We start from the raw sequence: 26,950 nt of genomic DNA on the forward strand, positions 1-26,950 counted from the left end.
CTTCACCATCAATCCAGAATAAGGGTCGCCTTATCCTTTATATAATTCACATCGGCTTCTTTCAATTCATTTTGAAGCTCTTTCCCTGACAAAATATGATTTAACGCTGCATTTATGGCATCATTCGCTGAATTGGTAAACAAATGCCCCGGGTTAATCGATGTTGGATGAAGCTGCAGTGCTTTCTGAACATCTTTCATTGCCGGATTGGTGTACTCGGCAATCACATCTTTAAATGCAGATAATGCAACGTTTTTGCTATAAATCGCCAGCATCTCTTTATCGAGCAGAAGTGACAATAAATATTTAGCTTTTACGGGGTGTAATGTCTTTGCATTAATCGAAACCTGCTTGTCCGGCGCTGCTGCCATAACTGTTTTTCCATTCTGATCCGGCAGGGCGAAAAAACCCATTTTGAAATCAGCCGTCTTACTATCTACAACCCCAGGCGTCCAACTGCCCATCAACTGCATAGCGCCTTTTCCGTCAATAAATTGCTGAGTCGACTCCTCATAGCCTATTTGTAAAGCATCCGGATTAAAGAAACCTTTGTGGGCGAGATCGGCAAATTTCTTCATCGCGTTGTTGACCTCAGGACCGTCAATTTTCACTTTGCCCGCATATAAATCCAACTCAAAATTAGGGTTTTGGAGAAACTCTGACGTTGCGGCTATGGGCAAATAAACGCCCTGAATCGTCCATACATCTTGAAATCCGCCTATGATCGGCGATAACCCAGCTTGCTTGATTTTGGCGTTTAAAGCCATAAATTCATCCCACGATTTGGGCGGCTCCAACTGCAGACGATCAAAAATAGTTTTATTATAGTACACGCCAAAGGTGCTCACATCAAGAGCCGCTCCAAAGGTTTTCCCTTTGTAAGCGACCGTTTGCTTCGCGGAATCTATCATTCGCTGGGTCCATGACTGATCCGATAAATCCAACAAGTAACCCGCTTTGGCGTATTCTTTGATCTTCTGATTAAATAGGATATCGGCGGCTTGGCCTGATTTTAACTGGTTTTCCGTGACCTCGGCAAAATTTTTCTCATCCAATTTGTCCCACCGGATCGTAGCGTTCGGATATTTCGCTTTAAACTTCTTCTCAACCGAATCAAAGTATCCGTTTTTATCTTGAGCCCAATAGGATACACGAAGCGTAAATGCCTCATCGGTTTGTTCTTCCTGTATCTGAGCTTTTCCATTCGATGGAACTGGTTGCTTTGCCGCTTTGCTGCACCCTGCCGTAGTGATTATAAAGGACAATGCCGTCAGACCAATGATCCATTTGCGCATCCGTTCATTCCTCCTGATTAGTTATAAACTTCGAGCTCATAAATTCTGGCGTAACCGTCAAATCCCGTCTGTGTCCCTTGTGTAATGTACAATCTGACGTATCTTCCTGTTGCGTTCACATTGCGATCCGTAGAATTGGCTGTGTTTCCCGTCACCGTATCGGCATCGGTGAAATTAGTACCATCATTACTCACTTGCAATTTGTAATCCTTGGTATTGAAATTGGCAGATTCTCCATTTACAGCCGCGTGCTTCACGACCCAACGGCTAATGTTCGTCATATAGCCAAGGTCTATCTTCAACCAATTCGGGGATTGCGCGATGGATGCCCATTTCGTACCCGTCGAACCGTCAACAGCATATTGCGGCGCTTCACTAGGCAAATTATAGGCATTTGCCGTCGCTGTCTTGTTAAACGCTGTATTTCCGCTTGCTGTACCATATACTTCGAATTCATCAATTCTTGCATAACCGTCATAACCGATTTGTGTGCCTTGCGTTATATATAGTCTAACATATCTGGCATTGGTATTGATGTTTCGATCTGTCATATTTGTCGAATTTCCTGTTACCGTGTCGACATCCGTGAAATTGATGCCGTCGTTGCTCACCTGCAGCTTAAAATCCCGTGTATTATATATCGCTGATTCTCCGCCCGCTCCCGCGTGTTTAACGACCCAACGCTTCAAATGATAAGACTTACCTAAATCGATTTTCAGCCAGTTGGGTGATGCCGCGACGGATACCCATTTGGTACTTGTTGAACCATCGACTGCATACTGCGGCGCTTCACTCGGCAAATTATTAGCATTTGCTGTGGCTGTTCGATTCAAGGCAATGTTCGTCAAACCATGGACTTCGAAATCGACAATTCGAGTAGTGCTAGCTCCATCCTGCTGACCTGCCGTTACATAGAGACGGACATATCTGCCGTTTGCGGATACATTCCGATCTGTGAGATTGGCGGTATTCCCCGTTACAGCATCAACGTCGTTAAAGTTCGTGCCGTCACTGCTGATTTGCAACTTATAGTCTTTTGTATTAAAAGCGGTAGATTCGCCGTTATAACCTGCGTGTTTGACAACCCAGCGGCTAATATCATAAGAAGCCCCCAAATCGACCTTCAGCCAATTAGGTGCTGCCGCAGTTGAAACCCATTTGGAGGTGCCCATGCCATCTACGGCGTGATTAGCTGTATCCCCACCCGAAGCGCTGTTGCTTGTTGCCGTTTTATTCTGCGAAATTGGAAGGGAATAAGTGCTCAGATCCTTGTCGTAGACATTCACGCTGCCTCCGCCGATACTGACGCTTTTGACAATATTCCCCCAAAGTAAAGAATCATAGATGTTTAAGGTACCGCTAAAAGATGAAGTCGTTCGCGCAAAGTTTTGCGTTGTGCTGCTTCCCGCTTGAAGTCCAATCATCTGGATCGTTCCGCCGCCTTCAACGGATACGTTTGGACCGGAAGAGGTATCGACGGAAGGCAAATAAAATGTTGCATTTTGCGGTCCAGCGCCCGCACCTTCTTTAATCGTACGAATACCTGATTTCACACCGAAGGAATCAACAGCGAATGTTTTCAGATCATTACCATTGCCGACAGTCAGGGCATCCGTATTAGCCAGTGTATAGTTTACGGCATGAGTAAAGCCATACGTATGAGGACTATTGTTATGTTTGGATTGAAAGTGTGTACCAAAGGTGACGACCGTTTGCTCCACCCAGCCGCGCTGCGTTCCGCCGCCCACATAAACTGCCTTTTTGGCCGCATTGATCCAATTGCCACAAACGACAAAATCATTCGATGCATTCGTGGCAAAATCAGCGCCATTGTAGCTATTTTCAAGCTCGACGTATTTCATCCAGGTACCTGAGCCTGCACTACGTACGACATACGGATACGTATGAATCGGATACAGCGTTCTTAAATCGGATGGAATAGAAGCGTCGCTGCCATTCACAAAGCCTTGCTCAGGATGAAAGACGGTCAACCCGCGGACACCCGAGTTCGCATTCAACGTGATGAAGGCCGTCGCCGTATCCGGTGAAGCAGTATCCTTGCCATCATAGGCAAGCAAAACCGTTGTATCTAGATTTTCATGCGCATGCAAGTAATCGTAGCTGCCTCGCAGTTCAACACCGCTTGGAACATTCAATGTTGTAGAAATCTTATATGAGCCTGGAGGCAGAAAAACAGTTCCGCCTCCGGCGTTGCCTGCATCCGTTAACGCGGTCTGAATCGCGGTGCGGTCATCAGTGATCCCTTTCCCTGTCGCATTGTATGGCGTATTTTTTACATTATAAAAATTCGTATCACTTGAAGGCTTCTTCGCAGGAGCAAACGTATAATGTTGTCCGCGTGCTTGCCACACCTGATCAAGATTGAGAAATTCACCAACCTCCGGTCGCAAATAATCCTGCTGAACGGAAGCGTTAATTCTCGACATAGCTCCATAGGAACCGTTAGAGGTGGCCGGACCTTGTTCCATCAAAATTCCCATTTTCGCATCGTTGACGCTAATATCGTACATCGTTAACCCGTCGTTTTTCCATAGTTTCATCCCATATAAAAATGAGTTTGTGTAATTTTTAATGTAACCAGCCTGCGTGCTGTCCGGTTTATTGGTGATCGCCGAAGGCGCATTTTTCCATATTCCCGTATCCATAAACACATTCGTTACGTAGGAATATTCATAATTGCCATCCATCGTAATGCCCTGAAACAAAAAGGTACCGTAAACATTACTTATATTGGTGCCGCTAGCGGATGAAAAATGGATGCCTTTAAACGAATTGTAGAACGTTACATTGGCTACATTCGCCGCAAAAGAATTCGAATCAATCGTGTACGGGTATGTGGTAGGCGTAAACACGCCCCCCGCGTAGCTGCCTTGATTCGGATACCAAATACTGAGATTGCGTACGGTCGTATTCGGCGCGTTCAAAGAAATCACTGATGCAGTCGTACTGTAAGCAGCCAATATCGTACCCGCAGCCGGTATGCCGTCCAGTGGACTTTTCCAATCCCCGCGCAGTGTTACATTGGTAGGAATCGTCAAGCCTCCGTTCAATCGATAAGTCCCCGCAGGTAGAAATACGACACCGCCGCCCATTTCCCGCGCTTGATCAAGAGCCGCCTGGATGGTTGCTGTCGCATCATTCGTCCCCGTTGTATCCGCGCTCACCGTTACATTGGCTACAACCACCTCCTCCGAGGTAAGTAAGCCGGTTTTGATCGTTGGAGCAGGATACGCTGGTGTAGCCCCTCGCTTTGTAAACGTGATGCTGTCCAAATAAGCCGCTGGATCCGGACCGCCAAATTCAATCGTCAGCACATGTGTCCCTGTGCTTAAATGAACAGGCATTGGCACCGTATAGTCCTGGAAAGTTGTGCCTGTTATAGCAGCCGTTGCACCGAGCTGAATGCCGTCTACAAGAGTGGTTATCGACGATTTCGTTGTGGAACTACCCATTTTTGCTCGGAATTTGATATCATGCCAGCCAGCATTCGCGCTGCTGACATTCACGGTATATTTCAGATATTCACTTACATATCCCGCTGTTGACGAGCCGCTGACCTGATCATTGGAACTTACCACGTAGCGATAAGTTGCCGAATTAATCACTTCTTTAAAAATATCGATATTTTGCACATCCCGATACGTGGTATCGCGAGTCATTTGTGAGGACGGGTGCGCGAAATAAACATCATTCATCGTACCTGTGTTAAAATCCTCCGCCTCAAACGTTCCAGGTACTTGAATCGTAGAAAATGGCGTTCCATCTGAAGCATGCGCAATTTGCGGCAGCATCCATGGAAACAAACTCAACACCAAAAAGAAACTCAAAATAACAAGACTAACGCTATTTTTCTGAATAAACACGATATCATTTCCCTCCAATATGGTTTGACCTATGAATTTAGGTCTAATTACCTAAGAATATTTTACCATAAACGAAGGAATTAATAATATAAAACTACAAATTTCGCATATATTCTACACGTGTCAAATTTTTAGAGATCGTCAGACCTTGAACTCTTGATTGAATTAAATGATAGCCTCTAGCAATCAGCACAAGAACAAAAAGGGCTGTCCCATCGGTCATTAATGACAGAAGGACAGTCCTTTGTTAAGTTATCATTTAAGCCTGGCTATTCCTTCTTCAATGCATTTCAGCACGTTATCGATTTGTTCCAATAGCCATCTTGGGAGGTTAAGGTTCTAGTGGAAGTACCGGCAAGATGGGGGGAGAAAACATAAAACAACTAAAATTCTATCCGTTTGTATTATGAAGTCAGCCAGTAATTACTGGTTGGCATTTTTGTGCTTTGCACTCTTTACCACCAGTAATGAATTTAATATGTCCACTTTTACTAAGTAAAATCCATTTTAATGGTTGTTAGAAAAACGATACTGTTTGTGTCAGTAAATGCTTTTTTGAAAATCATATTTGTTTTCCTGAACACAAAAAATCCGTCTAGTTCGCAGATACGAAATACTTAAATTGATAAGGCTGTTTACTTAAGAAGATGAATAAGGACAAAATAAGTGCTACTAACTCTCCTTTTATTTAAGGGTACTTTTTAGTACCTATATACCTAAATAGTCCCTATAGTACTTAAAAGTACGTACTTACCAAAAACAACTTAATGGTTTTATAATAGCACTTGTGAAGCGAAAGTAAAGCTTACAGCTGTTCAAAATACATGTCATTAGGAGGCAAAACATGAACCACTCATTATCACAATCTGCAGCACAACATAAAGTGAGGCAAAAAACAGGAACATGGGCGCTTCTTGCCCTTGCCATTAGCGCATTTGGAATCGGAACAACCGAGTTTGTTCCAGTAGGCCTGCTCGCGTCCATCGCGAATGACTTAAACATTGGCATTACGCTTGCTGGCCTTCTAATTTCTGGTTATGCGATTGGTGTCGCGGTCGGAGCCCCGATCCTTACCGCGCTTACCAATCGGATGAGCCGGAAGTCCTTGCTTATGACGCTGATGGTTGTTTTCATCATCGGTAACGTTATCGCTGCACTTTCACCGTCTTTTGAAATATTGCTTATTGCACGTTTCATCACCGCATTTTCTCATGGTGTCTTTTTCTCCATTGGAGCGACCATTGCTGTTCAGCTAGTATCTCCAGAGAAAAAGGGCAGTGCCATTGCACTCATGTTCACTGGTCTTACCATCGCCATTGTTACCGGTGTTCCTTTGGGGACATTTATCGGGCAAGCTTTCGGCTGGAGAGCGACTTTCTGGGGCGTTGCCTTGTTGGGTGTCATTGCGATCATTTCCAGTGCCGCACTCATTCCTAAAAATCTTAAGCAATCTCCACCAGCTAAATTTTCAGATATGTTCCGTTTGCTCACCAATGGCCGTTTGGTCCTGGGCTTTCTGATCACGGCATTCGGTTATGGCGGGACGTTTGTTGCTTTCACTTATTTAACTCCACTCCTACACGATGTGACTGGCATAAGTCCTGGCATGATTAATATTATCTTGATCATTTATGGTGTGGCTGTTGCATTCGGTAACTCAGCTGGTGGCAAATTAGCCAATAAGAATCCTTTACGCGCACTATTTTGGATGTTTATTATTCAAGCAGCTGTTCTAATCCTTTTAACATTCCTTGCTCCATTTAAAGTGGCTGGCGTGATTGGTGTTATCTTAATGGGCTTGCTTGCTTTCATGAATGTGCCTGGTCTTCAACTATATGTCGTCCAGCTGGCTGAAAAGTATGTGCCATCAGCGGTCGATGTTGCATCCGCGATCAATATTGCAGCGTTCAACGTCGGTATTGCTATTGGCTCAATCGTCGGTGGGGTTGTTATTGACTCCATGGGACTTGTTCATACCCCATGGATTGGTGCTTTAATGGTTCTCGTTGCCATCCTGCTCACTGGTATTTCTGCTAAGCTGGAACGGAAATCATAATAGGAGGCATTTATATGTTTGAGCATCATCGAACTTATCAAAGGATGTACAAAGAAGGCGGGTTAACGCTTGGTCTCCATATTCCATTAGAAAACTTTCAATCGAAAACACCTACGATGGCTAATTAGGTCGAGCTTGCTCAAGCTGCTGAAGGATATGGATTTACAACTCTCTGGCTCCGAGACGTTATTTTGGAAGATCCCTAGTTTGGGGATCCGGCTGTCGGTCAAATTTATGATAGTCTAATTTTCGGTACACACCTGCTTAGTCAGACAAAACAAATTGCGGTCGGAACATCTGCGCTGGTACTTCCGCTTCGCCATCCACTCAGGATGGCGAAAGAGGTTGCTACCATCGAAGCCCTCTTTCCCGAAAGGCTCATCATGGGAATTTCATCCGGAGATAGACGAGCAGATTTCAAAGGGCTTGTCGTAGATCATGCTAGCCGCGGCAGCCAGTTCCGTGAAGCCTACTAGAAAAGGCACTTTATGAACACTATCCTAGAATTGACTCCAGTTATGGTCATATTGAGCAAGCGACACTCGTGCCAAAACTGAAGAATAGAATTCCCACCATGATAACTGGCTTTGCACAGCAAGTGCTCGATTGGCTTGGACAGAACGGCGATGGATGGATGTACTATCCACAAGGGCCTATGCGGCAGCTAGAAGCCATAACGGTGTGGCGTGAGTCTGCTGCTCGCCAAAACCATACGGAGTTTCGTCCATTCTCTATGCCTATGCATCTCGATTTAGCGGAAGATCCAGATGAAGAAGCAACACCCATTCGGCTTGGTTTTCGAATAGGTAGGAATAAACTAATCGAATTAATTGAAGTTTACAAAACGATTGGTGTTAATCATCTCTTCTTCGCTCTCTTTGACAGCGATCGACCAGCTGGCGAGGTCATACATGAGCTTGGAGAATACGTGCTTCGCACTTCCCACCGCATCCAAACAGTCTTTGAAATCATAAGTCTAATCAAATAAACAGAAACCGGGTGGGCATTGTTTTTCACCCCATATTAGGAGGATAATCAAATGAAACACTTACAAGATACAATTCAATTAAACCATGATAAAGCTTTTCCTTGGCTAGGTCTAGGCGTCTTTCAGGTAGAGGATGGCGATACCGTCATTGCAGCGGTTGAAGAAGCCATTGTCGTTGGTTACCGTCATATTGATACGGCAGCTATTTATCAGAACGAAGAAGGGGTTGGAGAAGGTATCAGGCGTGGCTTGAATCGCACCGGCCTTCAACGTCAAGACTTGTTTATCACCTCGAAATTATGGAATGCAGACCAAGGTTACGATAGCGCTATAGCAGCTTATGAGAAAAGCTTAAAAAACCTAGGTTTAGAATCCCTTGATTTATACCTGATACACTGGCCTGTTGAAAATAAATATCTAGAAAGCTGGAGAGCGCTCGAGTTTCTGTATCAGGAAGGGCGTGTTGGAGCTATCGGCGTAAGCAACTTTAACATCCACCACCTTGAAAACCTGCTTAAAGATGCAACTGTGAAACCGGCTATTAATCAAGTAGAGCGTCATCCGCGACTTGTTCAGAATGAACTTAAATCTTTTTTAGATAAAAATGGGATACAAGCCGTCGCTTGGGCACCTCTGATGCAGGGAGAGATCCTGCATGAACCCGTCATCCAAGCCATCGCAGATCGCGCGGGAAAATCAGTTGCCCAAATCGTACTGCGTTGGCAGCTGCAAAGCGGCTGGGCAACGATTCCGAAATCTATTCAAGCTAAACGCATTCAGTCCAATGCAGAAATCTTTGATTTCTCCTTAAATGATACCGATATGGCCGCTATTTCTGCACTTGATCAGCATCGCCGTGTGGGTCCAGATCCTGATAATTTTGATTTTTAAGTTAAGATTAGATTTAACAAACGAGGCTGTCCCAAAAGTCATACTTAGGGACAGCCTCTTAAGGCCTATTGACCTTCTGGCACATTCGAAAATCGGTATTCAGAACGAAATTCGTATTTCCATTGGATTATTCCAATGAAATTAACAATCAGACTGCGAAATTCACAAATTGGGAGCTGAATTTCCCAAATATGGCTTTGGGGACAGCCACAATACCTTTTAATGCACGAAAATAACCAGAATTTGCCCGAGGGAACGTCGATGCGTTATTTGGACGAAAAACACCCGAATTCATGATCAAGAGGAACGACGATGCGTTATTTCGCTGTTTTTGTTACAAGCCCTATTGTATTTAGATGTTCTATAAATCCAATTAGATATTTGATAATTATTCATAAAAATATTTATACAAAAAAGCATAAAAAACCCCCTCCGGTAAACAGTGTTTAGTCCATGAAATCATGAAATAATGAACTCTTTTCTCACTGTATACTGTAAGGGGATAATACGATTAGCATGCCTTTATGCTTATTCAATCTCTACTATTTTCGGCGAACCAAGACAGCCTTTCTCTTAAATGAACGACGTCACCAACCAGTAAGATAGCCGGGTTGGGCATATCTTGTTCCTGTAGCGTTTTCTCCAAATTATTTAACGAACTTATTATTGTCCTTTGATCCTCAGTTGTCCCCCAAGATACAACTGCAACCGGCGTCTCAGGGTTCCTTCCATAGTGAATAAGCTGGTTACACAAATAAGTGATATTTCCCATTCCCATATAAAATGCAATAGTATCAATGCCGGTAGCAAGCGCCTTCCACTTTTCAGGTGATATGGTGTCGTCTTGACACAAATGCCCGGTTACCATGGCAAACGTTGAAGCCACTTTACGATGTGTAACAGGTATGCCTGCATAAGCGGGCGCAGCGATTCCCGCAGTAATCCCAGGTATGATTTCAAATGCTATTCCGTGCTCAACTAATTTCTCCGCTTCTTCTCCGACACGTCCGAAAACACAAGGATCTCCACCTTTTAGACGAGTAACTATCTTTCCTTCAAGAGCTTTTAAGACAATGATTTCATTGATTTGCTCTTGCTGAATCGGGTGATGGTTCGGCTGCTTTCCACAATAAATGAACTCCGCATCTTTACGGGCATGATTTAATAGTTCCGGATTGGCAAGGCGATCATACACGATCACATCAGAAGATTGAATACATTTTAAACCTTTGACAGTAATTAAATCGGGATCTCCCGGCCCAGCTCCAACAAAAAATACTTTGCCTTTATTATTTTCCATTTATTTGTCACCTCAATAACAAAAGTTATTCCAATGCAGCTGACTCCAGCCATTCCATTTCCTACTAAAACAATTTTTTCTTCATCGTGATTCACTCTCACATTACATTTAATGTTATGTAATTGTTAGAATAATCAATTATTCGGCCTTCCTGAATAATACACGTCATATTATCTTACATACGAATATTAATTACTAATGTACATCAAGACTTCGTATTTATCAACAATAATTTGTAATCCCCTTAGGTTTAACACAAGAATACGTATATTAATCGAACTATTTATTTGTTTTTCCGTCCGATCGTTCGGGTTATATTCCAATTTTATGGACGTTTCATGTAATCATCCGAATAATCACGTTATATTTAATTACATACATTTAACGATACATCTCCCAAAACAAAGAGGTTGTCCCCTCAGTCTCTGAAGACTAATGGGAACAACCTCTTTATTGCATTATTGAGCCATATTCCATTCTATCCTATCCTTTAATTTGTTTCCCCTGTCCTTTAATCAACATAACAAGAAAAAGAATGGCCGGTATGACTCCAATGAATATCTTATTTAACATAAACTGCTCCCCGACGATTTTCCCAATCTCCAGATGCAACTGCCAGCTTGACGGGAGAAGGGAAGTTATATAAATAATGACTCCAACAGGAAGCGCAAACCTTCGATAGTCTGTTTGAAACAGCTGAGATAGCCCAAGTACGGCAGCCAAAAACCATAATGTCGCTTTGATAAATATCCCCGCATAAAAAAGCAAGATAACAAGTGCGTCAAAACGCTCGAATACTTCGGCGATCTGAATCAACTGAACAGCTTGTAATAAAGGTACAGTACTAATGTTAAGTAGTTGCGGACCCAGAACGATCAGATTCATTATGTTCGAGAAAAGGATAACCAGCCCGGATACAAAAAAAGATCGAACCGACGTTTTAGCCAACTCTTTCTTCTCGTTTAAATAACGCCAGAACATGAGAAAAATCATCATTTGGCCAAATGGAAACCAGACAGTGCTAGATATACTTTCTTTTAAAACTGGTTGAATGCCATTTTCCAAAATCGGAAGAAGATAATCAAAATGAACAACACCCGATACAAGTTGCATGATAAGCAAAATTAAATAAAAAGTCAGCACCCCAACTACGATAAATTCAGCCAACCGAAAGAAGACCTCTATTCCCTTGTATATTGCATAGATCGACAAAGTTATCATAATCAGCATGATAAGGGAAATTGGACCTCGCGGAAGAATGGTCAAGAGGGTAAGATCCCCAAAGTCTCGCACATTTCGCATGGCTTCGTAAGAAAACATCAGGACATAAAGTAATAAGACAAACTTCCCCACAAATGAACCGAAATATTGAATCAAAAGCTGACTCAAATTTTTTTCAGGTTCCCTTCGTTGGATTATCAAAAAAAGAAAAAGCAGCATGAATCCTAGCAGCATGCTAGTAATGACCACCAACCAGGCGTCTTGACCAGCTTTGATTCCTAATTCAAATAAAGGTGTACTTCCTATTTGAAATAGGATAATCATCGCACCCAATTGATATTTGCTGATCCGCTCCATACGAAGCCCCTTTTCTCATTCTTTTTTACCGGATATTTTGGAAAAAGAATCATCAATCATTCCAGTTCGTCGGATCGTTACATGAACTTTAACGTCCATTCTGATTTCTGCGAACTCATTCTCCCAGTTCTTGCTTAGCTTTTTCCAGTCCTGTGGGTAAGATTTGTGGAATGCGTCCCCGAAGCCCAATGTGTCTGTTTTCATTTTTTTCAGAGCTTGAAAGGAATTTTCTGCATCAATTATTATTTGCTCCTGGATATGTTTTTCCAGTTTTCTCAAGGTTTTCGACTGTTTCAGATCCAGATTACATGCCGTTTCAATCAAGTTTCCCTTGGCTTCAATTTCTACAGACATGAACAAATTACCATTCGAAATGTTTGGTTTTAATTTTGCGTGGGATTTTTCTACTAAAAAGGAGGATAGCTGTTCGCTTCGGCTCTCCCCTTCACAAGAAAATACGATGGTTGTTCTTTGTAATTGATTCGTTATCCAGGGAATGCCGAGACTTTCTTTCCGACTTAACCAGCCTGCTAATTTATCCTGCTTAAATACCCCGACTCTATCCAATTTTAATACGGCGGATTTACGAGTTTCTTTCAGTGCTTCTAAAGAGGTTTGTGCCTCTTGCTCACCCATGATTTTGATTTCCGGTAATGTAGCGCTAGCGGAAGGATTGGTCATTGTGGAAATTAAATTAATTAACTTGGACTGAACTAAGTTGGTTTGTTTGTTTCCCTCTCCACTGATCAAATTGGAAATCGCGTTTCCGGGAATGTTTTCTAATGGCGTAAGGATTTCTAACACTTTCTTCGCGTCTCCGTTTGTAATGAGAACATCCGTAGTTTCCCTTGATTCGTAACTTCTCAAGTAAGCGTCCAATATTTGGTTGACTCCATATTTAGCAACACGTTGACTAATAATAATAACACGAGTATGAGAAAAAAAGAGCTGGCGAGGTGTCTCTAAATCACTCTTTTGAATCGCCTCCAGTAGGGTCTTTCCTTTCGATGAAAAGACGATAACCGGAGCTTGGGAACCGCCACCACCGGATTTACTCTGGGTTGACTTCGGTATGATGATTTGAAAGGTCAATACCCATTGATTGCTTTCATCTAAATCAAAGGCGATTGCGCTGATGATCCCCAATTTGTTTAGTTCGATATGGTTCGAACAACCACTATTAACTAATAACATATTGATGATCAACAGTAGGTTTATCCCTCGTTTCATGTCCTAATCCCCTTTTGATGTCCATTTTCCTGTTGTATGAATGCTAGACGATTACTTTTCCTTTTCCTTGTCGGAAGGTTTAGGATGTGCGTTTACGTTTTGGCGCACATAATTATTCTTAGCGAAAAGACGCGGTCTGGTGACCATCATCCACCAAGGCACTCTTACAACAGTATCTTTTAAGTTACTTGGCACAAAAGGTGCTATTGGTGTCATGTAAGGAACTCCGAAAGAGCGTAGAGACAACATGTGGATCAAGAGAAAAAAGAGCCCCGACATAATCCCGAACAAACCTAGTGCCGCGGCAAGAATCATTAATATGAACCGAATCAATCGAGCAGCAATCGAGATGTTAAACGCCGGTACGACGAAGCTGGAGATCGCCGTAAAGGCTACCACGATCACCATAGCTGCCGATACAAGACCTGCTTCAACTGCGGCCTGTCCCAGAACAAGAGCTCCAACGATGGAAATTGCGGAACCGATGGCTCTAGGCATTCGAACCCCCGCTTCCCTTAACACCTCAAATGTGATTTCCATCAATAATGCTTCGAAGAATGCTGGAAAAGGAATTCCTTCCCTTTGTGCAGCAAGACTGATCAAAAGGGTCGTGGGTATCATTTCTTGATGAAAAGTCGTAATTGCAATATATAAGGAAGGCAGAATCATCGAAATGGTAAACGCAAAGAAGCGCAAAAGACGCAAAAACGAAGAGATATCGAATCTCTGGTAATAGTCCTCGCTGGCAATAAAGAACTTGAGAAAGGTAATAGGCAGCACAAGAGCAAATGGTGTTCCATCCATCAAAACGGCAACCTGTCCCTCCAAGATGGAGGCCGCAACTGTGTCAGGACGTTCCGTGTTTATGAGGGTGGGAAATGGAGTAAAGGTTTGGTCTTGAATAAATTCTTCCAAATAGCCACTTTCCAATATGCTGTCTATATCAATACGATCCAGCCTTTGAAGCACTTCGTTCACAACTAAATCATTGGCCGTCCCTTTAAGATACATAACACTAACGTCCGTTTGTGTCACCCGTCCTATTTTTCGATCGATCTTCCATAGATTCGGACTTTTGATTCTACGCCGGAGCAACGCAATATTCGTGCTTATATTCTCGGTGAATCCATCTTTGGGTCCGCGAATAACAGATTGAGACGAGGGCTCCTCTACGCCTCTTTGCATCCATTTGGCAGAACTTGCAGTAATGCCTTGATTCCAGCCCTCTGCGAGAATAATGGTATCTCCACTGTATAAAGCCGACATGAAGTCATCAATGTTACTCACTGTATTTGTAGAACTAACAGTAAGAATCTGATCTTTAATCACCGTCAAAGAATCGGATACTGTCCTTTGCCCAGCTATGTTAACTTCTGCATCGGTCATGATCGGATTCATGATATTATCGTTAATGATCGTGGTATCTGTTAAACCATTAATATAAACAATAGCCATAGGTAAACTATTGGCCCCTTGAAACGTACGAATGGAAATATCTGAACTGTTACCAGTTAACTCAGAAATTTTCTTGATATTTTGCTGAAGGCTATTTGAAAGTGTATCGGTTTGTTTGATGTTTGCTTGAGAGTCTTGTTGCGCGCCCTCATTATATTTCCGGGCAAAACGCTGCAGAAATTTGTTCATCGATAGCATCCACCTAGTTCTAACATGTAATAACTTTCATTTTCGCCTTGCCTTTCAAGAGTTATACTCTTGAATGCTTCTTAAACGCAAACAAACCTAATCATTTCAGCCGCTGCTGAACTAATTAGGTTTACGAGTGAATATACCCAGGTGCCTTAGAATCTCCCGCTACGTATGTTATTCATTTTTGTCCATACACTAAAATTATTCTCCCATATCTAATTCTCACAGATCGTTATGATCCCGCTCCTTTAGCGCTGTACAGCTGTTTGAATTCAGATGGTGTCATGCCTGTATGTTTTTTAAACAGTTCACTGAAATGCGGCCTGTCTTCGTATCCGAGTGCTTGGGCGATTTCTTGAACTTGTTTTCCTTCAACCAGCATAATCTTGGCCTGCTCCATCCGCTCTGTTGTCACAAACTGTACAACGGTCATACCCGTTACCTTCTTGAACAAATTGGCAAAATAACTGCCGCTCAAATAAACCAGCTTGGCATAATCATTAACCGTCATATTAGAGGCTACATTTTGACGAATGTGCTCAATAACTTGTTCCACGACCTGGTTCGTATCTTCCACATGACGTTTCTGAATCAACTCACAACCCAACCTGCACAGTTCCTTGATGTTTCCTTGGAGCTCCTTCAACTTATAGGATGAAAGATTTTTGATGTACAAAAAATGACGTTCGATCTGTTTCATTTCTTCAAGAGTCAGTTTCTCCGAGAAAACTCGATTGATCAGAAAAGCCAGCTCATCACAGAACCCCTTAACCGCCTCGGGAGCTGGAGGCACGGATACAGTAATTGTTTCCTCGAATAGCTCATCCACAATGGCATTTGCTTTATGCAAGTTTCCAGACCGCAGGCAATAAAAAAGTTCTTTTTCTTTTTCTGGAGAGTAGCGCGGTGCTGTCTGGTGGACCGGACTCACATTTCGATAACTGTACACCGTGTTGCCGCCCGTATAAAAACTATAAGAAAGGGCAGCAAGCGCCTGCGAGTAAGAGTACGAAATTTGATGTATCGCCTTTACTTCTTCCCCAAGACCTAGGGATATGGTATATCTGGAATACTTTTCAACATTTTCACGGCACTGCTCCGAAATGGCTTCCACGCTAAGGGTATCCGGCGGATTGAATATGATTACAAACCGATTCGTGTTGTCACGGAACACAAATCCTTTGGTGAATCGCCTTAAACTTTCTTCCAAAATGTTTTGCACGGTAAACCGTATCAGCTCTACCTCTTGCACAGGCAGAGTCGCGGTTTGTTCAGCGAATTGATCGATTTCCGTAAGCATTACAACAAAGCGCTCCCGTTCCAATCCGATGTTCAAGAAATCCCACCGTCTGGCCGCTTGTTCGGGGGTCGTTCGGAATTGCAGCAGTAGTTGAAAATATTCCTGCCTTAAATACGGCAAGCTTTCCCGCAGCTTTCTTTCCATCTCATGATAGCGCTGCGTTTCCCCCATTTCCTCTTCAATCGACTTTTTTGCTTTTAAGACTACTTCTATAATTTTTTGCGGCGTATACGGTTTGACAATATAATCGAATGCACCAAGCTGAACAGCCTGCTGCGCATACTCAAATTCGGTATAGCCGCTTAAAAAAACAATTTTCGTACGTGGAAACATTTCCAATACCTGCTTGGTCATCTCCAAACCGTTTATTTTCGGCATCCGAATATCGGTCAGTACGATGTGGGGCTCCGTTTCGCGGATGAGTTCAATCCCTTTCTCACCGTTGCTAGCTGTTCCTACAATGCGAATGCCATGAGTCTCCCAATTTATTTGGTTCGAGATCCCTTGCACAACGGTCTTGATATCATCAATTACGCACATCCTAAGTTCTGTCGTCATCGTTATATCCCTCACCTGCTAGTGGTATTGTTAGTGTGACCGAGGTAGATATATTCGGTTCGCTGTTCAAGTCGATATCCGCTTCATTACCGTAATGCAGCCGCAATCGTCCATAAACGTTACGGAGGGCATAGCTTTTTTTGAAGGATTGTTCAATCCGCATGTCAGCCTTGACGGTTTGAACGTCCATGCCAGCACCATTATCCTCAACACGTAACCGCAGACTATCGTTCAGACATGTAATGGAAATTCGGATTATTCCCATTCCCTCCATTTCTTGAAAGCCGTGCAGAATGGAGTTTTCCACCAAGGGCTGCAAGATAATTTTCAATATCGGTTTCTCCAGCAGCGAATCATCCTCAAGCTCAATCGTGTAATCAAACAGACCTTCATAGCATTTTTGCTGAAGATTTAAATACTGCCTAACATGATCAATTTCCTTGGCCAGTGTCGTCATCTCGTTTCCACCGTTAAGACCTAGCTGGAACAGTAGCGACAGCGAGGTGATCATCTCCGTGACATCTTGGTTTTGAGACGCTTCCGACTTCCATATGATCGTATTTAATGTGTTATACAAAAAATGCGGATCGATCTGCGCCTGCAGCGCTTTGACCTCCATTTTACGTTTCTCATACTCTGCTTCCTTGACGTCCTCAATGAGCGAAGAGATTTCTTCCAGCATACGGTTAAACTTTAATCCGACCTGTGTAACCTCATCCTCGTATTTGCTGGTAAACCGTACATCAAGGTTATTTTGCTCAACCCTCTTCATCAGCCCCTGCAGTTTGTGCAAAGGCTTCAGTAATAAGCTCGAAATGACATTGGACAAGACGAACGCCAATATAACGCAGCACAACATGATCCATAATGTGGTCGTTTTGATGCGGTTCACCTGACGAAGCAAATCCGACTGTGTCTGAGTGCTGACCATCGTCCAATTGTCCACCATGGTTAGCCTTGAATAATTAACTAAATAAGGGTCCCCCCCCATGTTGTATTTAAAAAATCCTCGGTCTTGTCCCTGCAGCAGCTTCATGAAAGCTGGGTCTCTTTGAAATGAAGATGTCTGGATACTAAGCGGCAGCACGGCTTCACCGCTCCTCGATATAAGAAAATAGTTATCGGCACGATCGAATAAGTCGTCGGTGACGACTTTGTGAATCGCATCTTCCTTAACATTGACTACAACATAAACATCTTGCACATTAACTTCTGTGATCGGCTTCATAATCAAGGAAATGACTCTCTGATTTCCTGAAAAAAGCTGATCCACGTGATCTTCCACCCATATAACACGCTCGGGGCTATCCAGATATCGCGAAAAAATCGTCTCCTTGAATCGTGTCTGGCTATTACGAAGATCGGTTGTAGCATACAGTTCACCTACAGGTGTATAGATCAAGACGGATTGGATAGAAGGCTCGATCAGTTTCATTTGCCCAAGAGGCGTTTGCATGGAAGACAGCCTTGTATAATAGGATCCCGAACGATTCGAGTACACGTCATCCATAGCCAACTTGAACGAATCACTGAGCATCATGGTTGAGGTTGTCACAATGATGTGCCGAAGCTTTTCATCCAGCACGCGCGCGGATTTGTTCAGCGTATTCTGACTGGAAATAAACGCCTCCTGCTCCGTCGATCGAAAGGCAATCCAATAGGACATCATACCCGTTAGCGCTATGGATAAAACAGTCAGAATCAGAAACGAAATCCACAACCGGCGGCGGAGCGAAAGCCGGTAATACCATTTTTTCAAGCTGCCCCCACCCTTTCTAAAGAGAAGAGACGCGCTGCTTTGGCTGCGCGCCTTCCGTATTTGAACTTACTTTGCAAGACTGCCTTGCAGTTTATTTGGATCGAAGTTCGGATTCGCTTTCGTCTTCGTATCGCCAGCAGCTCTTGCTTTCTCCAGGCCCGAGTTGTAGCGTGCTGTCAAGTCATTCAGCATTTTGTCTACATCTCCGCCTTCCATCATATATTTGAGGACAGCGTTACCCAACTTATTTCCTTCCACCTTTGCCTCCGTTACGGAAACAGGAGTTGGAGCGTACAGCGCGTCGAATTTGCTTGGCAAGAAGCCTTCGATCCCCGGAATGGATGGTTTTTTCGCGGCGGCGTTAACATCTGGCACAATCGAGATTCCAAACCCTTTCTCATGGTATTCCTTCTGGAAATTCAGATTATAGATATACTCCAAGAACTTCCAAGCTTTATCTTTATTTTTCGTGTTTTTGCTGATGCCAATGTAGTTGCCGGCAATGACGGATACAGTTCCCTGTTGACTGCCATCAATGGTAGGGGGCAATGCCGCGCTCCAGTTAACCTTAGTCGGGAATTGATTTTGGTACACACCCGGCTCGCCGGAGTGGTTAAAATACATGCCGATTTTCCCAGCGGCGAACTGCGCACGCAGTGGATCGATGTCAAGAGATTCAACGCCCGGCAGCATGCTGCCGTCCTGCTTCATCTGGCGAAGCGCCTCGGTGATAGGCTTATACACCGAGAAATCGAACTGGCCTGTTTTATAATTGTAGCCATCCACCACGGAAGTTCCACTGAGCGATCCGATCGGATTGGCAATCCTGCCAAAGGCGGAGCCGGGATTTTTAAAGTTTTCAGCGAAGCCAAATGCTCCGATATCTTTGCCGGCTTCTGTAATTTTCTTGGCATCCTCTACTAATTCTTTTACCGTTTTTGGAGGTTCTTTGATTCCGGCTTTTTGGAAGAGATCGACGTTATAAATCAATCTCCAATATTGCCCTGTATGCGGCAGCGAATAAATGTTACCATCCACCGTATTCAGTTCTTCCACTAGCAATTTATCATACCGCTTCTTCATCTCGTCGGTCATCATGTCGTTAATCGGTTGCAAATAACCTTTCTTCACAAAGCCAAGAAAATCGTTTGTCCGTAAGATATCGGGCGCTTGGTTGCTCGCAAAGGCGATATCGACCGACTGATTATAATTATCGGCAAGTACCGTCATTTCTACTTCAATGTTATCCTTATTCGTTTCGTTAAATTTTTTGATTACATCTTTCATGTAATCGGCATCATGACGGTCAACAGTCCAGTAAGACAGCTTCGTCTTCGCTCCTCCTGTTGCAGCGGAAGTGGAAGTAGCCGTAGCTGTACTCTTCGGCTGATCCGTTTGTCCACCGCAAGCCGCAAGTGAAGCGACCATCGTAACGCCAATCAGTGTGCTTAGCACCATTTTTTTCTTCATGTAGTAAAACCCTCCTAATTTAGTTTACCTTAAGACTTGCTTTATAACAAAAATGTAACTGCTTTCATCATAATTCCTCAACACTTGGAACCGTGAAGGACAAATCAACTTTTGATGGGGGAAAAAAACACTTTCCTGGTTTCCGCTTTTTCCCGTTATCCTTTTACACTTCCTGCCGTCACCTGTATGAATGACTTATTCGCCAAAACGTACACAACAAGGATCGGTAGGAAGGAAAGACACGCACCCGCCATCATAAGGTGCGACTCCGCAGCTGCGCCGATCCCGTAACGTAAATTGGCCAGACCCACCGTCAGCGTTTGCAGTTTCGGATTCGTCATAGTGAACACCAAGGGCAAGATGTATTCGTTCCAAGCGCCACGGAACGTGAACAAGGCAGTAACACCAAGAGCGGGACTCAGCAGCGGAAGAATAATTCGCCAGTAAACCGTATAGAAATTGCATCCATCGATGTATGCGGCCTCGTCCAGATCTTTGGGAATCGCCTTAAAAAAGCCGATCAGCATAAAGTAAACCGTGGCATGCGCGCTAATCAAGATGATGATGACACCCCAGAGCGATTTATTCAGGCCAAGTTTGACCATGAGATCGAACTGCGGCCTCAATACTACTGCACCAATAGAAATGAACATCGTACTGGCTTGCAGGATTACGTACAATCGTTTGCCAGGAAATCTCGTCCGATCGACAGCATAAGCGGACATAGAGGCGATGAGCAGCGTACCGATCGTCACAATTGTGCTGATAAAGAGACTGTTCCACGTAAACCGGGCAAAATTCGCCTGCTTCCAAGCCGTTGCATAATTGGAGAACTTCCAGACAGAGGGCAACAAGGTTGCTCCCGTTGTCAACTCTGCATTCGTTTTAAATGAACCCAAAATCGCCATAACGATTGGAAATAGCGTAAAGAAGGCTATGGCCAGCAAAAATATCCATTTCAAGGTTTTTCCGGTGAAATGTCCGCTTCGGATAACGCCTGATTTCGTACTTGTATGCATCATGTAGTCAGTCCCCCTTTATTAATCCCGATTAAGCCGTTTGGACATATAGAAATAAACAATCGTAATCAGCCCGACAATCAAAGCCGTTACAAACCCCGCTGCGCTGCCGTAGCCGATTTGTTGGACAGTCGCAGTAGAAGCGGATACCGGGAAAAACAATTTATACACGTAAAGGTACATGACATCTGTTTTGCCGAACGGTCCACCCTCGGTCAGGACCATAATGCTTTCATAACCTTTCAGCGCAGTGATAATGGCCAACATGACGATCATTTGCAGAACAGGACCCAGCATTGGAATCGTAATGCTCCAAAATTTTTGCGCCGCATTCGCTCCATCGATCGATGCGCTCTCATACAGATCATCGGGAATACCTTGCAGCCCAGCGATAAAAAGCAGCATATAGTTGCCGATCGCACCCCAGATAGCCGTAATAATCACCGTCAGCATAGCGTAATTCGGTCCCAGCCAATCAACCGCTTTGGAGATCACCCCGTACTTGATCAAAAATTGATTGAGCAATCCATTATACGAATTAAAAATGGTGAAAAACACGATCGACATTACCGATGTACTAATAATGGTCGGCATAAAATAGATAGCACGCAGAAACACTTTGCCTTTCAGCCCCCGATTTAAAATGACGGCAAGTAAAAGTGAAATCGGCAGGACAATGATAATTTTTCCGCTCGCATAAATGAACGTGTTATACACAGAGTGCCAAAATTCCTGATCGCGCAGTAATCTCGAAAAATTATCGAGTCCAATAAATTTTTTTTGGCCGAACCCCTGATAATCATAAAACATATAGCGAAGCGCCCATACAATCGGATAGATCCCTAGCGCCAAAGTCAAAAATAGACTAGGAAAAATGAATACATAGGAATTGAAAAGAGAAAGCCTTTTTCGCATCATACATCTGCTCCTTTAGGTTATTGTACTCCAAGCATAGTACAACCTCGTTAAGGTACGAGAGCGGCAATTCAACTGTATCCATAGGACAAATCAACTGTTTTTAAATCATGCAATATGGGTATCCATGATCTCCTGCAAACGGGAACAAGCCGCAAAGCTATCTCTGCGGCTTGTTTCCAAGAATATCAAACTATTTCAACAGCTGAATGATAAACGTTCTGATTTCGTATGGATTCAGCTGAACATCAATCAACGATTCGTACTGCCTATCACCAAGAGGCCTTTCGAGCAGGTCGCATTCCTGCCAGGACTTGACCCGCGCATCACTCGAAATTTGCGTTTGGCCGCTAATGCCGGCAAACTCGTGAATGCGTAAAATAATCGTGTCATGATCCTCCGCTTTTTTTACCGCATCAATCATAACATGCTTGCTGGATAGACGGAACAAGCTGAATGAGTCTTCGGCAGGCTTGCCGGGCACAAATGATAGTGGATTGTTCAGCGACCAAGCGGACTGCACCGTTCCTCCGTCATACCAGTCGCTAGCATGCGGGAAGAGCGAATACGTAAATTCATGCTCTCCTTGATCGGCCGTCGGGTCTGGAACCATAGCGGACTTGATCAGGGTAAGACGCATCACATGGTCTTTTACATCATAACCGTATTTACAATCGTTCAAGAGACTGACGCCATATCCGCGTTCGGACAAATCAGCCCACTGATGGCCAACCGTCTCAAACCTGGCATAGTCCCAGCTTGTATTCCAATGGGTCGGACGCTTCACGTTGCCAAATTGAATATCGTAAGTCGCCTCCGTTGCCCGGATTCGCAGCGGAAAGGCTACTTTCAGCAGTTTGCGCTGTTCATTCCAATTAACGTGGGTCTGGAAATCGATTCTGCGACTGTACGCATAGAGCACCATATCCTGCACCACGGTTGAATCCATATAGGACCACTCGAAACGGACTACCACAGCCAAAGGACCACTGTCCGTCACTTCGACCCGGGTCAGAATATCAACTTCCTGCTTTTTCTCCGTGTAAAAGATGTCAATGTCCCACGCTTCGTGCCGGCCTTTCGGCTTATCTTCGAACACTTCGAAACGATTCCCTGTTTCGCCTGCGGCGAGTATTTCCCGGCGCTCAATTCGATCGTAAAGACGGACAATCTGACCCAAGTCATTCCATTCTATTTCATAAAAAGGCGTTATAAATCCATGATCCAACTTTATGAATTTATTCTCTGCTATAGCCTGTACATGCTGATCGACCCGCTCCTTACGATGGATGACAGCGAATCCCATCGGAGAGATTTTCTCTACGTTTACCCACCAGTTTCCACCTACAAGCTGAGCCTCCAGTGGCCGATCCGAAGCATCAAACCACCCTACTCCGGCTTCCTCCGTTTGTTCTTCGGCCATGCAAACAAGATCTGTTCTCTCCCACGGAGAACCGTTAAACACCGTCACTTCGCTTCCCTTTTCCCTACCCGCTGTCAAAAGCAAAGCTGACTGATCCCACACCTTTTGACCTATAGTTAACGCCTCTTCGTATTCGGCTTTGCTGTCCTCATACACCTCGCGAATCGACGATCCAGGGATAATGTCGTGGAATTGGTTGCGCAAAATAATTTTCCAGCCTTCGTGCAGGGCTAGGGAAGTTTCGGCCACCGCCGCATGACCAGTAGCATTCAATATACAACTCATGGCCTGCACCCATTCGGTTTCTCGATACAGCAGCTCCAGCTTGCGATTCATCCGCTTGTTGTAAGCCTGACTCGTATAAGTACCGCGGTGAAGCTCCAAATACAATTCACCGTCCCACGTGTGCACATATGAATTGGTGTTGCTGACGCTCATCTGCAATTCGTTAAAATACTCGTCAGCACGCCCCGTCTTCACATGAGGAATGCCTGGAATATCATCCAGCCTGCGTCGCATCTCTAGCATTTCACGATTGACACCTCCGCCGCCGTCGCCGAACCCATATGCAAGCAGCAAATTCGTATTGAGTGTCTTATCGCGGTAGCTTTCCCAAATCCCCTGTACCGATGAGGGCGTCACTTTCCCGTTGTACGTATAATAAAAGGCCCCTTCGCTCGATCCGGGATCCGGCGTCGTAATAAAATGGGTCAGTACTTCCGTCCCGTCAATGCCCCGCCATTTAAAAGTGTCATGAGGCATCCGGTTATATTGGTTCCAGCTGATTTTGGTTGTCATAAACGATTCGATGCCAGATTTGCGTAAAATTTGCGGCAGCGCCCAGCTGTAGCCAAACACATCAGGCAGCCATAAATACTTGCATTCCACACCGAATTCCTCACGAAAAAATCGGGTTCCATACAACAGCTGCCGCACCAGAGATTCCCCAGAGGCCAAATTGCAATCCGCCTCCAGCCACATCGCTCCACCGGCTTCCCAGCGACCTTCCTTGATGCGTTCCTTGATACGCTCGTAAATTTGCGGATAATCAGACTTGATATATTCATAAAGCTGCGGCTGCGTTTGCAAAAAGATATACTCCGGATACTGCTCCATCAAACGCAGTACGGTTGAAAACGATCTCGCTGCCTTTTCCCTCGTATGCTTCAGCTGCCACAACCAAGCCACATCTATATGCGTATGTCCGATACACTGTACCACAACCGAGTGAAGCTTGGACATCGACGACAATGTCTGCCGGAGTTGTTCACGTGCCTTTTCAACGGAGTTGTAAAAGCCTTCACTCCCAGGCCTCGACCAGTCGAGTATTAAGAAAGCCTGATCCAGCATAGAAAGCAGTTGATGCCGCTCCGGACGATTTTCGTCTAGTATACGGACCGTTTCCAGCAGTGCTTTGGCTGTATAATACATATCGTCGCATGCTTCATCCAGCCAGCACACAGAAGCTAACTCCATTCTGCTTTCCATCACGCGGTGGCTCTCATATCCCCCTAGCCCTGACCACAAGCGGAAGCGTAGCTGAGCGGTTTGACCGATCACAGCTTCAGGCATAAAAACTTCCTCATGATTCGAGTCTACTCCTTGATACGGCTCTCCGTTCAGAAATAGCAGCGATTCGAATCCGCTGTTCGTTCCACCTCCAGTTTGTCCGAGGCAGAACCGGCCAAGTACTTTTCTTCCTTCCCACTCAGCGGGAATCATCACATCTGCAGCCAGCCAGTAGTATACATCGCGGCCATTCCATCGGTCACCTATACGTATATCCGTCCACTCGCCTTCTTCCGACGGATACGCTCCAATTGCGCCATCCTCATCCCGTTTGATTCGAAACTTATCTATGCGCCGTTCATCACGATAGCGGTACGACTCCAACTCATTTAAACGTGCTTGTAATTTCTCCACGGTCCAAAACATCGAATTTCTCCTCCTTATTCTTACTAGTATGTCTATTGTAATGGATGCAAAACTCCTTATGTGATAGGTAATCTGATGATACTGAGGGGGTAAAATCATTACATATATTCTTATTGGACCCACGATAGACGAAATAGGGAAAAACAAAAGACTGCCATCAGGCAGCCCTTTTGTTTTTAAGCTCTAATGAGGTTTTGTATTCACTTCTAAAATCCATACGTTTCCATGCTTGTCGATGCCAAAATCGTAACCGAGCATACCAATGCCTGGATAGCGGGATTCAAGCAGCATCGTGCATGTTCGGGCCACTCCGCACATCGTGTCAATTTTGGATTTGACTAGCGAAGCAGGGAAAGTCCGCCGCAGCGCATGAGCACCTTTAAGTAAAGTGCCGCCACGGCAGATGTTTGTGACGAACAGCCCTGGGCGAGCCAATCGGCCGACAACAGCTCGGATGACCCAAGACCGGCCTGCTTTTTTCAGTTTGACGCGATAATCTAGAGGCCTTCCATCAATTGTAGCTAAGTCAATGCCCTGCTGCAGCATGAACGGGCGGTTATTACGAATTTGGTTTAACGCTGAAAATAACTCAGTCCAAGTGCGAAATGTTCTTTTCGTCCCGCAGTGGTGCAGCAAATACCCTTTACCCGTTTTTGTTATTTTGACTACACTGCTTCCCCCGGTTCCAATGATCGGCTTTGCCACAACAAAAACATATTGTCTCAGCATGGCCTGCAGGTTCAAAGCGCTGAAGCGGCGCATGTTCGGAATATGCTTGGCAACGCCGGCATGCCCCAACAAAACGGAGAACTTCGACCATTTATTAGCAACCAAACGCATCAGAGATTCCTCCTTCCGTACAAGGCTTCCTCTATGCTAGAGTATTCCTCTTCCGTCAGAAGGGATAGGGACAATCAATTAAGTGAACAACTTATTTTTTCACATTTTTCATAAAATCCCAGCCGCCCGTATTGGTATTCGTAGTCTTCCCATCTGGTCCTACGGCTGTGTATTTAAAGTTAATCGCTCCATAATTCAACTCAATGTATTCATCTAAATGATTTAAGTTATATGTACTAACGCTAATCTTTTCTAAATCGATGGTTACGATCGGTAACCTTTGTTCGCCCGTCTTAACGAATACAATTTGGCCTTTCTCAATGGTTTTTCCCATGACCATATCCATAAACATCGGAATAGATGAAAGGTCAAAAGTTTTATTAATAGCAATCGCTTCCCGAACCGCTTTTCCTGCACCAGATCCGGTAGTTGAACTGCTGTTTAATGTAGAACTATTTTCGAATTCCAATGAAACATATTGAAGCTGGATCCACTTTTCATATCCTTTCGTAACAGATTCACCCGAAATTCCGTCTAATTTCAGATAAACATCGAAATCACTACTTTCCGCAGCCGCGGGGACAACACCGAAAGCAAGAACAAACAAGCACATGGTGAAGAAGACTATTGAATTTCTTAACCTTCTCAAGCATATCACTCCTCATCTCGTCCGATACAATATGTATCAATTCACCTAAATATATCCGATAATTTTCCTTTTGTAAATGAGGCTTTAGTCAGCCTTTCCTCCAGTTTACTTGGAGCCATCTTTAGCCATGAAATCACCACACATCGGCTGCACGGTATGGCCATCGTATGCGCAGTAATCAGCTTGGCAACACTCACATTATCGATATTAATG

General features: G+C 44.2%; 16 protein-coding genes and 1 pseudogene. 3 read left to right on the plus strand and 14 right to left on the minus strand.

Going from position 1 to position 26,950, the window contains the following annotated elements:
- Nucleotides 1–8 precede the first annotated feature (8 nt).
- Nucleotides 9–1,295, minus strand: a complete 1,287-nt coding sequence (locus tag QFZ80_RS21465) for an ABC transporter substrate-binding protein (protein ID WP_307560908.1) — start codon at nucleotides 1,293–1,295, stop codon at nucleotides 9–11.
- A 17-nt stretch (nucleotides 1,296–1,312) separates the two neighbouring features.
- A complete protein-coding gene (locus QFZ80_RS21470; RefSeq protein ID WP_307560910.1) occupies nucleotides 1,313–5,179 on the minus strand; it encodes a galactose-binding domain-containing protein in 3,867 nt (1,288 codons plus the stop codon).
- An 844-nt stretch (nucleotides 5,180–6,023) separates the two neighbouring features.
- Between QFZ80_RS21470 and QFZ80_RS21475 the strand changes: the two genes are divergently transcribed.
- From QFZ80_RS21475 to QFZ80_RS21485, 3 genes and pseudogenes are all read left to right on the plus strand, one after another.
- Complete coding sequence (locus QFZ80_RS21475; protein ID WP_307554332.1) at nucleotides 6,024–7,235, plus strand: MFS transporter; 1,212 nt, start codon at nucleotides 6,024–6,026, stop codon at nucleotides 7,233–7,235.
- 8 nt (nucleotides 7,236–7,243) lie between these two features.
- A pseudogene (locus tag QFZ80_RS21480) lies at nucleotides 7,244–8,201 on the plus strand (TIGR03571 family LLM class oxidoreductase).
- A gap of 73 nt (nucleotides 8,202–8,274) precedes the next feature.
- Nucleotides 8,275–9,114 (plus strand): aldo/keto reductase, encoded by an 840-nt coding sequence (locus QFZ80_RS21485; RefSeq protein WP_307554330.1) that lies wholly within the window; start codon nucleotides 8,275–8,277, stop codon nucleotides 9,112–9,114.
- A 532-nt stretch (nucleotides 9,115–9,646) separates the two neighbouring features.
- Here QFZ80_RS21485 and cobA read toward each other — a convergent pair.
- The 12 genes from cobA to QFZ80_RS21545 form a co-directional block, all read right to left on the minus strand.
- Complete coding sequence (gene cobA, locus QFZ80_RS21490; RefSeq protein ID WP_307560912.1) at nucleotides 9,647–10,414, minus strand: uroporphyrinogen-III C-methyltransferase; 768 nt, start codon at nucleotides 10,412–10,414, stop codon at nucleotides 9,647–9,649.
- A 483-nt stretch (nucleotides 10,415–10,897) separates the two neighbouring features.
- Nucleotides 10,898–11,992, minus strand: coding sequence for a GerAB/ArcD/ProY family transporter (locus tag QFZ80_RS21495; protein ID WP_307554326.1), 1,095 nt, complete (start codon nucleotides 11,990–11,992; stop codon nucleotides 10,898–10,900).
- Nucleotides 11,993–12,007: 15 nt separating this feature from the next.
- Nucleotides 12,008–13,198, minus strand: coding sequence for a Ger(x)C family spore germination protein (locus QFZ80_RS21500; RefSeq protein ID WP_307554324.1), 1,191 nt, complete (start codon nucleotides 13,196–13,198; stop codon nucleotides 12,008–12,010).
- Nucleotides 13,199–13,273: 75 nt separating this feature from the next.
- Nucleotides 13,274–14,875: a spore germination protein gene (locus QFZ80_RS21505; RefSeq protein WP_483874728.1), complete on the minus strand. Its 1,602-nt coding sequence runs from the start codon at nucleotides 14,873–14,875 to the stop codon at nucleotides 13,274–13,276.
- 226 nt (nucleotides 14,876–15,101) lie between these two features.
- On the minus strand, nucleotides 15,102–16,727 hold the full coding sequence (locus QFZ80_RS21510; RefSeq protein ID WP_307554321.1) for a response regulator: 1,626 nt from the start codon (nucleotides 16,725–16,727) through the stop codon (nucleotides 15,102–15,104).
- The gene (locus QFZ80_RS21515) at nucleotides 16,711–18,486 is read right to left on the minus strand and encodes a sensor histidine kinase (protein ID WP_307554320.1); all 1,776 of its coding nucleotides are present in this window, start codon (nucleotides 18,484–18,486) and stop codon (nucleotides 16,711–16,713) included. The genes QFZ80_RS21510 and QFZ80_RS21515 overlap by 17 nt, the downstream gene beginning before the upstream one ends.
- 66 nt (nucleotides 18,487–18,552) lie before the next feature.
- Entirely contained in the window at nucleotides 18,553–19,956 is a 1,404-nt protein-coding gene (locus tag QFZ80_RS21520) for an ABC transporter substrate-binding protein (protein ID WP_307554318.1), read from the minus strand.
- 155 nt (nucleotides 19,957–20,111) lie between these two features.
- Complete coding sequence (locus QFZ80_RS21525) at nucleotides 20,112–20,975, minus strand: carbohydrate ABC transporter permease (RefSeq protein WP_373460425.1); 864 nt, start codon at nucleotides 20,973–20,975, stop codon at nucleotides 20,112–20,114.
- A gap of 21 nt (nucleotides 20,976–20,996) precedes the next feature.
- The gene (locus tag QFZ80_RS21530; protein WP_307556060.1) at nucleotides 20,997–21,890 is read right to left on the minus strand and encodes a carbohydrate ABC transporter permease; all 894 of its coding nucleotides are present in this window, start codon (nucleotides 21,888–21,890) and stop codon (nucleotides 20,997–20,999) included.
- A 193-nt stretch (nucleotides 21,891–22,083) separates the two neighbouring features.
- Entirely contained in the window at nucleotides 22,084–25,248 is a 3,165-nt protein-coding gene (locus tag QFZ80_RS21535; protein ID WP_307560914.1) for an alpha-mannosidase, read from the minus strand.
- A 183-nt stretch (nucleotides 25,249–25,431) separates the two neighbouring features.
- Complete coding sequence (locus QFZ80_RS21540; protein ID WP_307554313.1) at nucleotides 25,432–26,088, minus strand: YheC/YheD family protein; 657 nt, start codon at nucleotides 26,086–26,088, stop codon at nucleotides 25,432–25,434.
- A 91-nt stretch (nucleotides 26,089–26,179) separates the two neighbouring features.
- Nucleotides 26,180–26,737 carry an Hcp family type VI secretion system effector gene (locus QFZ80_RS21545; RefSeq protein WP_307554311.1) on the minus strand — a complete coding sequence of 186 codons (558 nt, stop codon included), beginning with the start codon at nucleotides 26,735–26,737 and terminating at the stop codon, nucleotides 26,180–26,182.
- Nucleotides 26,738–26,950: the final 213 nt, after the last annotated feature.

It is taken from the genome of Paenibacillus sp. V4I7 (assembly GCF_030817275.1).
In the GTDB taxonomy this organism is placed as follows: Bacteria; Bacillota; Bacilli; order Paenibacillales; family NBRC-103111; genus Paenibacillus_E.

Excerpts from the sequence above, each read along its gene's own strand:
- QFZ80_RS21465 (WP_307560908.1), bottom strand. The coding sequence starts at position 1,295 with ATGCGCAAATGGATCATTGGTCTGACGGCATTGTCCTTTATAATCACT.
- QFZ80_RS21540 (WP_307554313.1), bottom strand. The coding sequence starts at position 26,088 with ATGCGTTTGGTTGCTAATAAATGGTCGAAGTTCTCCGTTTTGTTGGGG.
- QFZ80_RS21510 (WP_307554321.1), bottom strand. The coding sequence starts at position 16,727 with ATGACGACAGAACTTAGGATGTGCGTAATTGATGATATCAAGACCGTT.
- QFZ80_RS21495 (WP_307554326.1), bottom strand. The coding sequence starts at position 11,992 with ATGGAGCGGATCAGCAAATATCAATTGGGTGCGATGATTATCCTATTT.
- QFZ80_RS21485 (WP_307554330.1), top strand. The coding sequence starts at position 8,275 with ATGAAACACTTACAAGATACAATTCAATTAAACCATGATAAAGCTTTT.
- QFZ80_RS21475 (WP_307554332.1), top strand. The coding sequence starts at position 6,024 with ATGAACCACTCATTATCACAATCTGCAGCACAACATAAAGTGAGGCAA.
- QFZ80_RS21530 (WP_307556060.1), bottom strand. The coding sequence starts at position 21,890 with ATGCGAAAAAGGCTTTCTCTTTTCAATTCCTATGTATTCATTTTTCCT.
- cobA (WP_307560912.1), bottom strand. The coding sequence starts at position 10,414 with ATGGAAAATAATAAAGGCAAAGTATTTTTTGTTGGAGCTGGGCCGGGA.
- QFZ80_RS21525 (WP_373460425.1), bottom strand. The coding sequence starts at position 20,975 with ATGCATACAAGTACGAAATCAGGCGTTATCCGAAGCGGACATTTCACC.
- QFZ80_RS21520 (WP_307554318.1), bottom strand. The coding sequence starts at position 19,956 with ATGAAGAAAAAAATGGTGCTAAGCACACTGATTGGCGTTACGATGGTC.
- QFZ80_RS21535 (WP_307560914.1), bottom strand. The coding sequence starts at position 25,248 with ATGTTTTGGACCGTGGAGAAATTACAAGCACGTTTAAATGAGTTGGAG.
- QFZ80_RS21505 (WP_483874728.1), bottom strand. The coding sequence starts at position 14,875 with ATGCTATCGATGAACAAATTTCTGCAGCGTTTTGCCCGGAAATATAAT.